Source organism: Nesterenkonia massiliensis (assembly GCF_000455245.1).
In the GTDB taxonomy this organism is placed as follows: Bacteria; Actinomycetota; Actinomycetes; order Actinomycetales; family Micrococcaceae; genus Nesterenkonia; species Nesterenkonia rhizosphaerae.
The window spans coordinates 279,614-294,388 of sequence record NZ_HG005166.1 but is presented as its reverse complement, the minus strand read 5'-3'; the positions used below and the strand labels follow the sequence as shown (position 1 = coordinate 294,388).

Below are 14,775 nucleotides of genomic sequence, written 5' to 3'. Positions count from 1 at the left end.
CCTATCGCGCACTGCGCGGCTGGGCAGCGTCGGTGTGACCCGCATTTTTCTGCCCACCAGCGGAGCCGATGTTCTGGCTGAAAATCGCCTCGAGGTCTTCTCTGCTGTCACGGAAGGTAATTCCGCGTGCTGCCAGCTCGGGGCTGGGATAGGTCACAAGTCGCCGGGCCGGATCCTCCTCCTCCAGGTAGTACAGCGACACCTCTACTTGGTCTCGTGCGACACCGAAGATGGTGACGAAGGCATGCTTATACACCGCCAGCTGGATGAGCTTATGCTCCAGATCCTTGTCTCCGCGCGGAGCACGCCCGGTCTTCCAGTCCACTAGGTGCCAGCTGCATTCCTGCATGAGTGCGTTGCGTTCTGCGGTGGGGCGACCGTACCAGTCCTTGCGATCATTGACAGTCAGTTCCCGACCATCTGCTGCCAGCCCGAAGATCGCGTCGATCTGTCCGCGGATGGTCCGCCCGGCCAAGGGCACCGCAAAGGAGAGCTCAACATCAAAGGCGTTGCGCTCAGCCCAGGGGTTCGATGACGCAGCGAAGAGTTCACGCAGTCTGTCCAGCTCGAAGGTTTGCACCAGGGAGTCATCCAGGCCGAGGTCTTCGAACCCCGGCAGTGTCTTCTCAGTGCTGCCGAATCGTTCCTCCAGCCAGGCGTGCACTGCGGTTCCGCGGCGCAGCGCGGTTTTTGGCTCCTGCGGGATGGGGCGGCGCAGCTGCCGACTGATGCGTTCGGGATTCTCCGCCAGTCCCACAAGATGGGTGGCGGTCAGCTGTGATGCGGTCAATTCATCTGAGGGTGCTGCGGCCATGCGGCGTCGGCCCAGGATGAAGTCCGCCTCCTGTTTCCAGAGGCTGATCTGTTCTTGAACCGCAGAGGACGACGGCGCGGGCTTCTCTGGCTCTCCGTCTCCGTGGAGGCCGGCAGTGACCAGCTCAGCAGCCTGCCGGATGACGGCGCTGGGACGCTGCTGGTGAGTCGGCTCTTCAACAGCGGGCTGCCTGGGCTGAACCACTTCCCCTTCCTCGTCGCGGATCTCCCGGTCGATGCGGGGGCCATCCAGATGCTCATAGGGCCAGGTCGCCACATAGTAGGTATGAGCGGCGTCGTTGCTTTCCTGCGCTTGAGCGGCTTCAATCTGTTGCTGCAGTTGCTGCTGCAGCCCTAAGGATTCGGCGGCTTCTAGCAAGTAGCGGGAAGGCTCACGCGGTGACTTATTGGTGCTGACGAACCGCGCCCCGGTGAGGATGAGCTCATCCTCAGCACGAGTCACCGCCACATATGCTAAGCGCCGCTCCTCTTCTTCGCGAAAGGCCCGCAATGCCAGCGGATAGGGCTGACCTTGGATGCTGTCTTCGTCCTTGGATGCGGTGGCTGATTTTGCCCAAGCCTTCCAGTCGCTCTGCTCCAGTGCCCGCCATTGCGGGAGGCTGTCGCTGTCTCCGCGCATGGGTGAGGGAAGCGCCCCGTCATCGCTGGTCCAACGGTCAGAGATATCTGCCGGATTGGGCAGAGTGCCTTCCTGCAGGCCCATGACCGCCACAATGTTCCACTCCAGACCCTTGGAGGCGTGGATGGTCATCAGCTGAACGGCATGCGGGTTCGGTTCCACTTCGGCGAGCTTCAGTCCCTTTTCGTGGTCCTGAGCGGCGTCGAGCCAGGCAAGGAAAGCGCTGAGACTGCTGCTCTGGTGTTCTGACTCGAACTGTTGGGCATAGTCGATGAGCATCCGCAGCTGGTGGTCTGCACTGGAGCGACCTGCTGTCTTCACCGCCAGTTCAGTATTCAGCCCGGTGGCTGCAATGATTTGTTCGATGGCTTGGGAGGGCCTGGCCGCGCCGTCGTGTCCCAGTCCGTCAAGAATGGAGACGAAGGACTGCAGCCTGGTGACGGCGGCATCGCTGAGTCCATCCTGGTGGGCGCGTGCTGGGTGGGCGGCGTAGTGCCTGACGGCATCCAGCAGGGTGGCGTGTTCGGCCTGTTCGGCTTTGCTGCCGCGCAGCCTGCGGTTTTTTCCCGAGACGTATTGGCCCAGCAGGTAGAGGTCCCGGACTCCGAGACGGAACTGGGCGCCAGCCAGCAGCCGGATAGTGGAGTCTGATCGGGCGGGGTCGGCCAAGATCTGCAGATAGGCCAGGATCTCGCGGACCTCCGGGGTGCTCAGCAGCCCGGCGAGTCCGACGAATTCATGAGGAATGCCCCGGGCATGCAGTTCAGCAGCCAGGGGGGTGAGCAGGCTGCGTTTGGTGGCCAGTACTGCAGAGGTCAGGGTGCGGCGGCCTGTCGGGGAGCCTGCTTCACGGATATCTCCACCGAGTCTGCGGTAGGCGGTTTCAAGTTCATCGGCCAGGGCCTGTGCTTCTGCCTGAGCGTCAGCACACCACCGCAGTGACACTTTCTCGGTGCTGCCCTGGACGGCGGGGCCCGGCCGCAGCTGAACACCCTGGGCCTGTAGCCGCCGCAGTTCAGCGTCCCAGCGGGCGTGGGCCTCGGGGTCGTTGTGTTCTGTGGCCTGCTGAAGGGCACGCTGGGCGTCGTCAATGGCTTCCGCGGTGATCTCGCGCAGCTGCGCTTTCATGCCGCGGTGCCAGTCCTGGGTCATCCGAGACGGTTCGGCGGTGCCGCTGGGGTCCCAGGTAAAGGGGGTGATCAGCTGGTTGGCCACGGCCAGGATGCGGGGCTTGTTGCGCCAGGCCACGGTGAGCAGCCGCCGGTTGGCCTGCTCTCCGGTGACGGTGCGGAACTTCTGCGGGAAGACAAAGAGCTGTCCGGCCGAGGCACCGCGGAAACCGTAGATGGACTGGTTGGGATCCCCCACGGCTGTGACCGAGTGTCCACCACTGTAGAGGTGCCGGAAGATCTCCAGCTGAGCATGGGAGGTGTCCTGGAATTCATCCAGCAGCACCACCTTGTACTGCTCGCGTTCAGCGCGCTGGACTTCAGCCTGCTGTGCGATACGTTCACCCATCACCAGCAGGTCCCCGAAGTCCAAGTAGTTGTGCTGGACCTTCAGCGCCTGGAATCGGGCGGTCAGCTGGGCGACGGCGACCCGGAATCTCACCGTCTCGGCCAGCGCTTGGATGTACTGGGGCTTGGGAGGCATCGGCCCGTAGGCGGCTTCGCTGCTGCGCAGGAAGTCCGCGATCCACTCGATGACCTCCCGCGGGGACTTCAGATGCTCAGAGAGCTGGGAATCCATAGTGAGGACATCGGCGGCCAGCGAAGAGGGGCTCTCCCCGCTGCGCAACAGCCATTCCACCAGTTCAGCGTCTTCCGAATCGTTCTGTGGAGGATCCTGCACATGGTGCTGCTGGGGGTCCGGGGTGAGGCCCTCGATCATCTCTCGGGCCAGCTGATAGGCGTGAGCCTCGCTGAGCTGCACCGCTTCAGGCTCAACACCGATATGCACTCCGTATTTGCGCACCAGCGTGTTGGCGTAGGAGTGATAGGTGGAGACCGCCGGTGTGAGCAGGTCTTCCAAGCCGGCGCGGGAGGCGTTCTTCCGGCGTTCCTCGGCGTCCTCGGCGGGGTAGGCCGAACCACTGAGAATCTCTTCTACGGAGATGACGTCCTTCTCCACCAGCTGCATTAGTTGCGCTGTGACGCGGGATTTCAGCTCACCGGCGGCTTTATTGGTGAAGGTCACACCGAGGATCTGATCCGGGCGCACCACCAGGTTGGCCACCAGGTAGACCACACGGTCAGCCATGGTCTGCGTCTTGCCAGAACCAGCTCCGGCAATCACCAGCATGGGGTCCAGGCCCCCGCGGACAACACCCTGGTCATCAAGCTTTCCTCCGCGGATGACTTTGATCTGTTCAGAGGTGGGTGGGAAGGTTCCGAGTTTCTCTGCCAGTGCTTCTGGGCTGATGAGTTCGGGGAAGTCTGTGCTCATGGTTCTCTCCTCCACTGCCGCTGGACTGGGGAGCTGTTGTCTTCGCACAGCGGGCACAGCGGTCCGACGTAGCAGCTGCTGCCTATTCCGGTCCCCGGTGCGTGGGTGGCCTCGTACTGCGGGTGCAGCATTTTTGCTGCGGCTCGCCGGAGATGGTTCATCGGCCAGCTGTGCTGCCACCAGTCCGGACCTGCACCTTGCGGCGGGCGCAGCGCTTCCTGTGGTTGGACTGGGTCTTTGGCACGTGCCCTGGTCTTGGTGCGGCGCAGCTGCAGCAGAGCGGCTCCGGCACTTGCCGCGAGGTCCAGGGTTTCGCCTTCCACCTGGGCGGGGTCAATGATCTTGCGCTGCAGCGCTGTGCGTTCGGCTTCGGTGAGACTCGGCTCGTTCAGCTGCTCCGTGATGCGTTCATTGCGCCGGGCGATGGCTTCGCTGACGGCGCCCGAGGCGATCATCAACTGGTAGACCCCGATCTGCGGGTACTCGTCCCACACGTCCTCGTCCTTGGGTGGATTCTTGGTGGTTTTCAGATCCACCACGTACAGCCCTTGCGGTGCGTCCTTGCTGGCTGGCAGCTCGATCCGGTCGGCCATACCGGAGACCACGGCTTTTCGCCTGGCTGGTACCGGACTGCCTGGGGGCAGGTAGTCATTGAGGTCTAAGTCGAATTCCTGGCGCAGGTGAAGTTCTTCGACCCAGCGTCGCCGCTTCCGGCTCTGCAAGCTCTGGTAGTACCGGCCGAGGCAGCGGACCAGTTCCACGGCTTCGGCTTTCTCCCGTTCGCTGGACCAGGTCCTAGTAGTGACAAATTCAGGCCATTTCTCTTCCAGCACCGCCAGCAGAACGTCCTCTTCGGCGTCGGGATGGGGTTCGTGCAGCTCATCATGAATGAAGGTGCCCAGTTCTGTGGCGAAGGGCCGGGGCCGGTCTCCCCCGGCCTGACTGGTGAACCACTGCAGAGGCTGCTCTTGTGCGGTGCCGACGGCGGAGGGGGAGATCGACAACGGCGCGTCCTCGGCCAGAATCGGATCTGTGCTGCTCAGCGCCGCTGCACCCCACCACTGCTCAGGATGGGCACCTGGTACCCCGGCGGCGGCCAGCTCCGCCAGTTGGGCCGCCGCTGCCGCGACGAGCTCCTGCTGGGGTTGTTCCCGGCGCAGCTGTGTTTCAAGGGTGGTCCGCAGCTCAGCAACCAGTGCGCGGTCCTGGATGAGCCGCGGAATCTGGTGGACCGGCTGTCGTTTCAGGGTTTTCCCGCCCGGGCCCTGCTGCGTGGCTGGATGGTGCAGGTTATACAGCGAGCTGGGCACCTCGCCGTCGCCCTGGACGGCCACCAGCACCAGCCGATCACTGGCCCGTGAGGCCGCAGAAGCGAAGACCCGGTATTCATCCATCAGGGATTCCTGACGCTTGGCCATCAGATCCAGCAGCGGCTGACCGGCACCGGCTTCTTTCACGGCGATCAGGTCTGAGGCCCCCAGCAGCTCCCCCTGGGGCCGGACTTTGGGCCATTCTCCGTCCTGCAGGTCAGAGAGGATGACGGTGTGGAATTCTTGTCCCGCCGCCGCTGCCGGGGTGAGAATCTCGACGCCGCCTTCTGCGGTGCCGGTATCCACCAGCCCGTCCATGGGTAAGTCCAGTTCCTCAACGTAGTCGACAAATTCGGCGGCATCGCTTCCGCTCTCGGTCCCCAGGAACCGTCGAGCGACCTGGAAGAGTCCCATGACGGCATCCAGGTGACGGTGTGCCCGGTCCGATCCGGTCCCGGCGCTGAGGGCGGCCTCCTGCCAGGCTTCAGCGACCGCCGAGGCGTCCCAGGCTGCCCACAGCACGGACTCTGCGCTGCTGCGCTGGGGGTCTGCTTGGGCGGCGGTGGCGGCCCGCACCATCTGGCGCAGCACCAGCAGCGGCCGCAGGATCTCGGACTCTGCACCGCCGCGCTGATTCAGAGCACCCAGAACCTGCTCGAGCAGCGGATGGTCTCGGACCGCATGGATCAGCAGCAGATCCGATGTGCTGTAGGGAACTGCAGGATCCGCGTCAGCGGGCATCGGCAGTTCCAGGTTCTCAGTGGCACTGTGTCCACGGTAGGCGCTGATGAGCAGCTGCCGGATAGTGCGGATCTGCTGGGCATCGGCTCCGGTGTAGACGCTTCCAAGGAGATCGAGGATGTCTGGCAGTTGCAGCAGCTGCGGGGATGTGCCGGCGGCCGAAGTCTGCGCTCGTGGAGCCGGTACGTGGCCACCGCTGGGTGATTCCGCCGACTCTGCGGCGTGGGCGGCTGCTGCGGCGTGTTCCATGATCCGCAGCAGTGGCCATACTGCGTCTTCCTCGTGCAGGACCAGTTCGCTGACCGAGCGCTGGACCTGTACTCCGTGGGCGGCGAAGAGCCGGCCCAGCCGGGTAATGCGCTCACCATTACGGACCACGACGGCGATTCTGCCCCACGGTACGCCTTCGAACCGCGCCTGAAGTACCTGCTGCAGGATGAACTGATCGGCCAGGTGGTGGCTGCTGAGAACTTCGGAGCTGACGCTGCTGGTGCGCTGAGGAGTATCCGCTGGCACTGCCTGGGCCACATCCGCCTCAGTCGTTTCTGGTTCTGGCAGACCCTGGGGACGGCGCAGCAGAGTGGCCACCGCACCGATGCGTTCAACAGTTCTGAAATAGAAGGCCAGGGTCTCCCCACAGAGCCGGTAGGAGGAGGGAAGGCTCAACACCTGCGGCTGCCGACCCGGTACGGATGCGGACCCGGAAGCCAGTTCGGCGGCCATGCTGCCGGTCATATCCGGGCTGGTGGCATCGCGTGGCGTCACTGTCCAGTTGGCGAGCTTGTCAGGACGTGCACCGCGGAAACCTTGGACGGCGGCGTCGGGATTGCCGAAGGCGATGACTTTCTGCCCCATTCCCAGCGCGCGCAGCAGCCTGAATACACCGGGGGTGGCTTCCTGGATGTCATCTACCAGAATCAGGTCCAGGCGGGAGCGTAGGACATCGTCCAGCCGCGGGCCGTTTCCATCGGCAGTGCGGCCGGTGAGCATCTGCTCGGCTTCGGCCACCAAGGCTGAGGGATCGTAGACCCCGGGCATATCGTTTTCGAGTCTGGAGGAGTAGGCCCCCAAGAGTTCACCGAGCGCATGCCATTCGGGTCGGTTGACTCCTGCGAGGGGCCCACTGGGGCTGTGCGCTTTCAGCTCTGCGGCACTGACCTGGTATTCACGGCAGCGGTCGAAGAAGTCTCGAATCTGTTTGCGCAGTGATTTAGGGGCTTCGAAGGCACCTTGTAGCCGGTGCCAGGGGGAGTTCTCATCCTCAGCCTGATCAGCGAATTTCTGCAGCTCCTCACCGATGACTTTGTCCTGTTCAGCGCCGGCCAGCAGCCGGGGACTCAGCGGCGCTCCCGGGACCCCGAACTCTCTGGCCTGGTTCAGAATCCAGAAGGCGAAGGCGGAAAACGAGCGAGAGGGTTGAGCGGTGAAATGTCCGTGTTCTGCTGCCGCCGAGGCCAGGGCACGTTCAATCCGGCTGCGCAGGGTGGCCGCCGCGGAGCGGCTGGGCGAAAGGATCAGCAGCCGCGACGCGTCATTTCCAGCAGTGATGAAATCCACCGCGAGCCGCACTGTCAGCGCCGTTTTGCCGCTACCGGGTGTCCCATAGACAAGCGTGGGTCCGACGTCGTCGTTGAGCAGTTCCAGCACCCGCCGCTGATATGCATCCCATTCCACGCCCAGCGCGGGCTCCTGGTGCTGCGGAGAATTCGACATGCAGATCAGACTACTAAGCGCCACTGACATCCCTGACGGCACGCACTGCTTGTGCAGCTCATCTGTGTCAGTGGCGGGCGGTAATGTGACGGGCATGGAAATTCCCCCACTATTCGAGATCCCGGTCAGCGCAGAGTCCTGGCACACCCGCCGTCGGGTGGGCTTCGATCTTGAAACCACGTCCCGGTTTCCCAGTGAAGCCCGGATCGTCTCTGCTGCCCTGGTGGTCTTCGATCCCGCCGAAGGGGATGCTCCGCGGGTTCGTGAATGGCTGGTGGATCCGGGCGTGGAGATCCCTGCGGAGACCACCGCGATTCACGGGATCAGCACTGAATATGCCCGGGCTGAGGGCCAGCAGGCAGCGGAGGCCATCCGGCAGATTGTGGTGGAGCTGACCAAGGAGTTCGAGGCCGGATCCGCGATCGTCATCATGAACGCTCCTTATGACCTCACGGTGCTGCGCCACGAGGCTGAGCGCTACGGGGTGGGCTTTCCTGAACCGTATCCGGTGATCGACCCGCTGGTCATTGATAAGCAGGTCGACAAATACCGGCGGGGCAAGCGCCGGTTGGGGGATCTGTGCGGGGTCTACGGGGTGCTCCTTAATGAGGCCCACTCGGCGGCTCCGGATGCCCAGGCCGGTGTGGAGGTGGCCTGCTGCCTGGCGGAGAAGTACCCGCAACTGCAGATCCCGGCGGAGGAGCTTCATGAGCTGCAGGTGCAGTGGAAGGCTGAGCAGGCTGCAGACTTCCAAGAGTTCCTTCGACGGACCAAACCCGACGCCGTCATTGATCCGGCCTGGCCGATTGTCCCAGCTTTCGTTTCCGGGGCCTGAACTCTGCTTTCTGGGGTGGGTTCTCCTGAATCTGCTGCGGGAAGGAAACATCACCGACTCACATGAGCCCTAGACTGAGGCCTTATGAACCGCACCCCGCATTACAACCCGGAGGAAGAGCCCACCCCGGAGATCCCGCGCAATAAGCGCGGTGGCCTGCCGGTGTGGATGGTGCTGGTGTGCCTGGCAATATTCGCCTTGGGCTTCTGGCTCTTCCGCCAGTGGCGGGGCCAGTATGTGGATTATTCGGGGACCTTCAGCTTCGTTGAGGTTTCGCCGCTGCTGCAGCTGGGCTCACTATTGGGCTGATGAGCGAAGAACCCCTCTTCTCGACGTCGCTCTCAAGTCCTCAGCAGTAGCGCCTACGCCGGCTGGGCCTGGGCGGCAGCCTGCGCGGCAGCCGGCAGCGCTTCTAAGATGCGGCCGATGGCGGCGTCGTCGTGGGCTGCGGAGAGGAACCACGCCTCAAAGACGCTCGGAGGTAAGTACACGCCCTGCTCCAACATGGAGTGGAAGAACGGCCCATAGCGGAAGGACTCCTGCGCCTGGGCTTCGGCGTAGTTGTGCACCCCCGTCTGGGATGTGCCGAAGGCCACCGAGAACAGCGAACCGACCTTCTGCAGGGTGTGGTCCACTCCAGCATCGGTGAGAGCTGCGCTCAACGCATCAGCGACCACCTGGGACTTCTCGTCGATGTGCTGGTAGACCTCGGTGTCCGCGTTCTCCAGGGTCGCGATACCTGCGGCCATGGCCACCGGGTTACCGGAGAGGGTGCCGGCGTGGTAGACCGGCCCGGTCGGTGCCAGGTGCTCCATGATCTCGCGTCGGCCAGCCAGCGCAGCAGTGGGCAGGCCACCGCCGATGACCTTGCCGAAGGTGAAGATATCCGGTTCCCAGCCCTCCACTCGGCCCGATGCGCCCCAGTAGCCGGCCTCGGTGATGCGGAAACCAGTCATGACCTCGTCAAAGATCATCAGGGCCCCGTGCCGTGTGGTGATCTCCCGAATAAAGGCGTTAAAGCCCTCCTGCGGTGGCACCACACCCATATTCGCCGGTGTGGCCTCGGTGATCACCGCGGCGATGTTCTCACCGTGTTCGGCGAAGACCTGTTCCAAGGCTGAACGATCGTTGTACTCGATGACAATGGTCTCGGAGGCCTGCGCGGCAGTGACACCGGCAGAGCCCGGCAGGCCCAGGGTGGCGACGCCCGAGCCGGCTGCAGCCAGCAGGCCGTCAGAATGACCGTGGTAGCACCCGGCGAACTTCACCACAATGTTCTTCCCCGTGGCACCGCGGGCCAGCCGGATTGCGGTCATCGTCGCCTCAGTGCCGGTGGAGACCATGCGGATCATCTGCGCTCCGGGAACCCGCTGGCGCACCAGCTGGGCCAGCTTCGCCTCAGCCGGATGCGACGTGCCGAAACCTAGCCCTGCGTCAACCGCCCGGTGGACCGCCTCAATCACCGCCGGGTGCTTATGCCCCAGCAGCGCCGGGCCCCAAGAGCCCACAAGATCCACGTACTGCTGACCTTCAGCATCGGTGAGGTACGCGCCCTCACCGCCGACCATGGACACCGGCACACCACCGACTGAGCCAAAGGCCCGCACCGGGGAGTTCACCCCGCCGGGCATCAGATCGCGAGCAGTCTCGTAGAGGTCCTGGTTGGTGGTCATCACAGCAGCGCAGTCCTTTGGTCTGTAGGAGGTCCGTTTGAAAGTCGCTAGGGGCCCTTATGGCCCGCGTGGGTCAGCTCACCGGAGGGTAGCCGGCGTCATCCTGCGGCTGGGAGTCGGCCGTGCGCGGGTACTCCGGCTGCTCCACTGAGGAATGCGGTGCCGACGACGACGGGGCCGTGGTGTCCTTGTTCTGCAGCCACCGGGCCACCTCTGCCGCATAGTAGGTGAGCACATTGGTCGCCCCAGCCCGGCGAATGGCGATCAGCGATTCCATCACCACGGCGCGGCGGTCCACCCAGCCATTGGCCGCAGCTGCCTCGATCATCGCGTACTCACCGCTGACCTGGTATGCGGCCACCGGAACGTCGCTGATCTGCGCGACATCGGAGAGGATGTCCAGATAGGCGCTTGCGGGCTTGACCATCACCATATCCGCGCCCTCGGAGAGGTCGAGTTCCACTTCGCGCAGCGCTTCGGTCCGGTTGGGGGCATCCATCTGGTACTGGCGACGGTCGCCGGAGAGCTGTGAATCCACGGCCTCGCGGAAGGGCCCATAGAAGGCTGAAGCGTATTTAGCGGCGTAAGCCAGGATGGGCACATTATGGTGCCCGGCGTCGTCGAGTGCCTGACGGATCACTGCGACCTGCCCGTCCATCATTCCGGAGGGAGCAACAACGTCAGCGCCAGCCTCAGCCTGGACTACGCCCATCTGCGCGTAGATCTCCAGGGTGCGGTCATTGTCCACACTGCCGGTGTCATCGAGCACCCCGCAGTGACCGTGGTCGGTGAACTCATCCAGGCAGAGATCGCTCATCACCAGCAGGTCATCGCCTACGCGTTCTCTCACCGCACGGATACTGCGGTTCAGGATGCCCTGCGGGTCCAGTCCAGCTGAACCGTGGGCATCGCGCTGGGCCGGAATGCCGAAGAGCATGATGCCGCCCAGCCCCAAATCACGGGCTTCATCGGCAGCCTCAAGCAAGCTGGCCTCGGTGTGCTGGAAGACCCCGGGCATGGAACTGATGGGCGCGGGGGCGTCAATTCCCTCGCGGACAAAGAGTGGAAGGATAAAGTCTGCCGGGTGCAACCGGGTTTCGGCCACCAGCCGCCGGAGGGCCGGGCTGCGCCGCAGACGGCGCGGACGCTGGGCGGGGAAAGACATGTGATTCAGTCTAGTGCCGGGCGCTTCAGCCCGCGAGGCTGTTCACTGCTGGGGCACTAGTTCAGAGCAGCGAGAACACCGTCGGCGGTCGGCGCTCTCAACACCGCATCGGCCGGTCGCCCGGCGGCGGCCAACGTTGCTGCGGTGGGCTCCCCAATGGCCAGCAGTCGAACGCCGTCCTGTTGCAGTCGTGGCAGCAGTTCCTGCGCTGCCGAGGATGCGGTGACCAGTACGACGTCGCCGGGACCCAAGTCCTCAGGCCGCATCAACTCCGACGGATCCACCGCCGGATAGATGCTCCGGCGGCCCTGCGGCGCTTGGCCAGCCTCCGCAGAAACCGTCTGATAGGCCTGCACATGGACCACCGTCCAGCCTTGAGCGCGCAGCCCCTCCACCAGCAGCGGTCGGGCTTGGGCTGACTGCGGCAGCAGCAGCCTGCCGCCGTGCACCGGTGGGTTCAGCTCCTCCAGGATTCCGGCAGCACTGTGCTCGGCCTGCGGCATCCACACCTCAGCAATCCCGGTGAGCGATTGGAGCACCCCGGCCGTTCCGGGTCCGACGACGCCCACCTGAGTGTGCGCCGGAACCTCACCGGACCAGCCCGCAGCCAGCAAGGCCCGCACGGTGGCCCCACTGGTGAAAAGCACCCAGTCGAACTCCCCCGCGCTGAGCTGCTTGGCCGCCGTCGTCAGCTCTGCGGTGTTCACTGGCAGCACCTGTGAGGTCAGCGCCATGAACCGAATCTGCACCCCCGCCTGCCGAAGGCGTGCTTCAAGATCGCCGGACTGGGCGGGATGACGGGTGAGGATCAGCGGCATAGCCCTAAGCCTACTGAGCCGCTGTGGCTACTGAGCTTCTTTGTCTCGGAGCGCACTTTGCCTACTGAGGTTCTCAGCTTCTTTGGCCGACGGCGCTGGTACCGGCAAGCAGTAAGTTCACATGCTCAGCGGAGAGCGCATGTGCTGTCACCAGGGCGGATGCACCTAGCATCCCGGCGCGTCCGCTGGTGAGCGTGCCGAGAATCCGCAGATGCTGGGTGGCCAGCGGCAGCGATCGCGAGTACACCGTTTCCCTGATGCCTGCCAGGAAATGCTCTCCGGCGGTGGAGACCAGGCCACCGATGACGATCACCGAAGGGTTCAGCAGATTCACGCAGCTGGCCAGCACCGCCCCTACCTGGCGGCCCGCCCCGCGCGTGGCCTGGATCGCCTCAGGGTGTCCGTCCCGGACCAGCTGCAGCAACGCCGAAAGGTTCGGCACTTCCACGCCCTGGCTGCGCAGGTAGGCGGCGATCGCCGGACCAGAAGCCACCGCTTCCAGACATCCACGGTTGCCACAGGTACACGGGGTCTGGTCGCCATCGGGGACTGCCACATGCCCCAAGTCCCCAGCCGCGCCCTGGGCACCGTGCTGCAGTTGAGCATCGCTGATGATTCCGGCGCCGATGCCGGTGCCGATCTTGACGAACATCATGTTGGCGACGTCGGGGTAGATCAGGTGGTGCTCCCCCAGCGCCATGGCATTGACGTCATTGTCCACAAGGATGGGCACATCAAAGGTCTGACGCAGATAGCCGGGCACATCGAAGCCGTCCCAGCCGGGCATGATCGGCGGGCTGACCGGACGTCCGGTGGCGAACTCCACCGGTCCCGGCAGCCCGATGCCGATGCCGATCAGCTGCTCGTGACCCATCCCGGTCTGGGCCAGCAGCCGTTCTCCGGTGGCGCAGACGGCGTCAAGCACGGTGGCCGGTCCCAGCGCAATGGCCAGCTCCTGCTCATCTTCGGCCAAGACCTCACTGGAGAGATTGGTGACCGCAATGCGCGCGTGGGTACCCCCTAGATCTACCGCCAGCACACAGCGCGCTGCCGGGTTGAAGGCGAATGTTGCCGGCGGCCGTCCGCCGGTGGAGGTGCTTTCACCGGCCGGTGTCACCAACTCGGAGGCCAGCAGCTCCTCCACGCGTGTCGCGATAGTGGACCGGGCGAAGCCTGTCTCTGCGGCAAGGTCTGCTTTGGTGCGGGGTACGCCATCGCGCAGCAGCTGAAAAAGCGCGCCCGGGCTGCTGGGCAAGGCACCGCGAGGGGGCACCCCGAGCCCGGCCTTTTCACCGACTGTCAGGGGGGACCTAGAGCACAGTAAATCACTTCTGACAGGAGGAACGGCAACATCTGACACATTCCTTGGAACTTTTGCTTGCCACTCATCAAAAGTAGATCTACAGTGTGACCATGATCACAGAAAGCTCGCATCCCGAGCTGCTCCGCATGACGGGGATCATCAAGCACTTCCCCGGCGCCAAGGCGCTCGACGGCGTGGACCTCGATATCCGGGCCGGAGAGGTGCACTGCCTGCTGGGCCAGAACGGCGCCGGCAAATCCACGCTGATCAAGGTTCTCGCGGGAGCCCACCAGCCCGATGCCGGGCAGATCAGCTGGCGCGGAGAGACCGTACGCATCGGTTCCACCCAAGCTGCTCTGAAACTACAGCTAGCTGTCGAGTGAGTGTCTCAGCGGTCTGCGCGCTGATCAGCTCATCTGCTTGAGGCATTACCGCTGCTTCGGCTGGACAGGAGGATGTTCGGCAAGGCAGAAAAGGTTGCCTTCGGGGTCGGAGAGAGTGGACCACTGCACATGCGGATATTCGTCCAGCACATCCCATTCATGCAGGGCACCCAGGCGCAGCGCGCGCCGCACTTCTGTCTCTCGCTTGCCCCAGGGCACGGTCAGATCAAGATGGGCCACCTGGTACTGGGGTCGTGACTCTGATCTCAACTGGAACATCATGGGCACACCCCCGGCACCAGCCGCCGGCAGATAGGCCGAATCAATGGACAGCTGCGGAGCGACCTGCAGAAATTCTGCCCAGAACGTGGCTAATCGATCCGGGTCCTCAGCCTGCACGTTCCAGCCCCGAAAGTGATGTGGGAGGGAGAACTCGAAGGTCCACTGATACTCATGGCGATTCCTTCCTGTGGTGACCACACCCACAGTAGTCGAACCTATATTCGATAGGAAGGGGGTAAATGCAGACTAATGGCAATCAAGGGAGACCAAACCCATGGGCAGCGATGTCACATTTAGCTGTCGGTACAGACCGCCTGTCGCGGGGTGCACGGACCAGCCTCCTCAATCCGGCGCTCCCCCGTCGGAAAAAGTATCCAAAAACCCTCGACAAGTAGCAAGCGACATGAAACACTAGAACATAGATTCGATACATGGACAGGTAATAGACAGGTACACGCAGGCCTGTGCGCATAGGTATAAGGCCAGGCCACAAGGCCGGCACGAAGGAAGGGGTGATCACCATGGCAGCTTCCACCACCAGCAGCGCCAACAGCGCCCCTCCCATGCCCGAGCACCTAAGAGCCCTCGCCGGGGAACCAGAACTCGCTGCAGCCTGGGAGCAGCAGGTCGCTGCACGGCGAGCTGAAGCAGCCA

Annotated in this window: 10 protein-coding genes; 3 read left to right on the top strand and 7 right to left on the bottom strand. The window is 64.0% G+C overall.

Annotated features, from left to right (window positions below; all coding sequences use genetic code 11):
• Position 1: 1 nt before the first annotated feature.
• Positions 2–3,898 carry an ATP-dependent DNA helicase gene (locus tag TX78_RS04530; protein ID WP_044494058.1) on the bottom strand — a complete coding sequence of 1,299 codons (3,897 nt, stop codon included), beginning with the start codon at positions 3,896–3,898 and terminating at the stop codon, positions 2–4.
• Positions 3,895–7,662: a UvrD-helicase domain-containing protein gene (locus TX78_RS04525; protein WP_044494056.1), complete on the bottom strand. Its 3,768-nt coding sequence runs from the start codon at positions 7,660–7,662 to the stop codon at positions 3,895–3,897. The genes TX78_RS04530 and TX78_RS04525 overlap by 4 nt, the downstream gene beginning before the upstream one ends.
• Positions 7,663–7,756: 94 nt before the next feature.
• Between TX78_RS04525 and TX78_RS04520 the strand changes: the two genes are divergently transcribed.
• Both TX78_RS04520 and TX78_RS04515 read left to right on the top strand, forming a co-directional pair.
• Positions 7,757–8,497, top strand: coding sequence for a 3'-5' exonuclease (locus tag TX78_RS04520; protein WP_044494423.1), 741 nt, complete (start codon positions 7,757–7,759; stop codon positions 8,495–8,497).
• Positions 8,498–8,581: 84 nt separating this feature from the next.
• Positions 8,582–8,806 (top strand): hypothetical protein, encoded by a 225-nt coding sequence (locus tag TX78_RS04515; protein ID WP_044494054.1) that lies wholly within the window; start codon positions 8,582–8,584, stop codon positions 8,804–8,806.
• Between the two features lie 53 nt (positions 8,807–8,859).
• Here the strand turns inward: TX78_RS04515 and hemL are convergent, their stop codons facing one another.
• From hemL to TX78_RS04495, 4 genes are all read right to left on the bottom strand, one after another.
• Positions 8,860–10,170: a glutamate-1-semialdehyde 2,1-aminomutase gene (hemL, locus tag TX78_RS04510; RefSeq protein ID WP_044494052.1), complete on the bottom strand. Its 1,311-nt coding sequence runs from the start codon at positions 10,168–10,170 to the stop codon at positions 8,860–8,862.
• Positions 10,171–10,243: 73 nt separating this feature from the next.
• Positions 10,244–11,335, bottom strand: a complete 1,092-nt coding sequence (gene hemB, locus TX78_RS04505; protein WP_081652563.1) for a porphobilinogen synthase — start codon at positions 11,333–11,335, stop codon at positions 10,244–10,246.
• Between the two features lie 56 nt (positions 11,336–11,391).
• A complete protein-coding gene (locus tag TX78_RS04500; RefSeq protein WP_044494050.1) occupies positions 11,392–12,153 on the bottom strand; it encodes a uroporphyrinogen-III synthase in 762 nt (253 codons plus the stop codon).
• Positions 12,154–12,226: 73 nt separating this feature from the next.
• Positions 12,227–13,408 (bottom strand): ROK family protein, encoded by a 1,182-nt coding sequence (locus tag TX78_RS04495; RefSeq protein ID WP_233722158.1) that lies wholly within the window; start codon positions 13,406–13,408, stop codon positions 12,227–12,229.
• Between the two features lie 158 nt (positions 13,409–13,566).
• Here TX78_RS04495 and TX78_RS04490 point away from each other — a divergent pair, with 158 nt between their 5' ends.
• Positions 13,567–13,839 carry an ATP-binding cassette domain-containing protein gene (locus TX78_RS04490; RefSeq protein WP_407635377.1) on the top strand — a complete coding sequence of 91 codons (273 nt, stop codon included), beginning with the start codon at positions 13,567–13,569 and terminating at the stop codon, positions 13,837–13,839.
• A gap of 45 nt (positions 13,840–13,884) precedes the next feature.
• Here TX78_RS04490 and TX78_RS04485 read toward each other — a convergent pair whose 3' ends face one another.
• On the bottom strand, positions 13,885–14,319 hold the full coding sequence (locus TX78_RS04485; RefSeq protein ID WP_158644296.1) for a VOC family protein: 435 nt from the start codon (positions 14,317–14,319) through the stop codon (positions 13,885–13,887).
• Positions 14,320–14,775 lie beyond the last annotated feature (456 nt).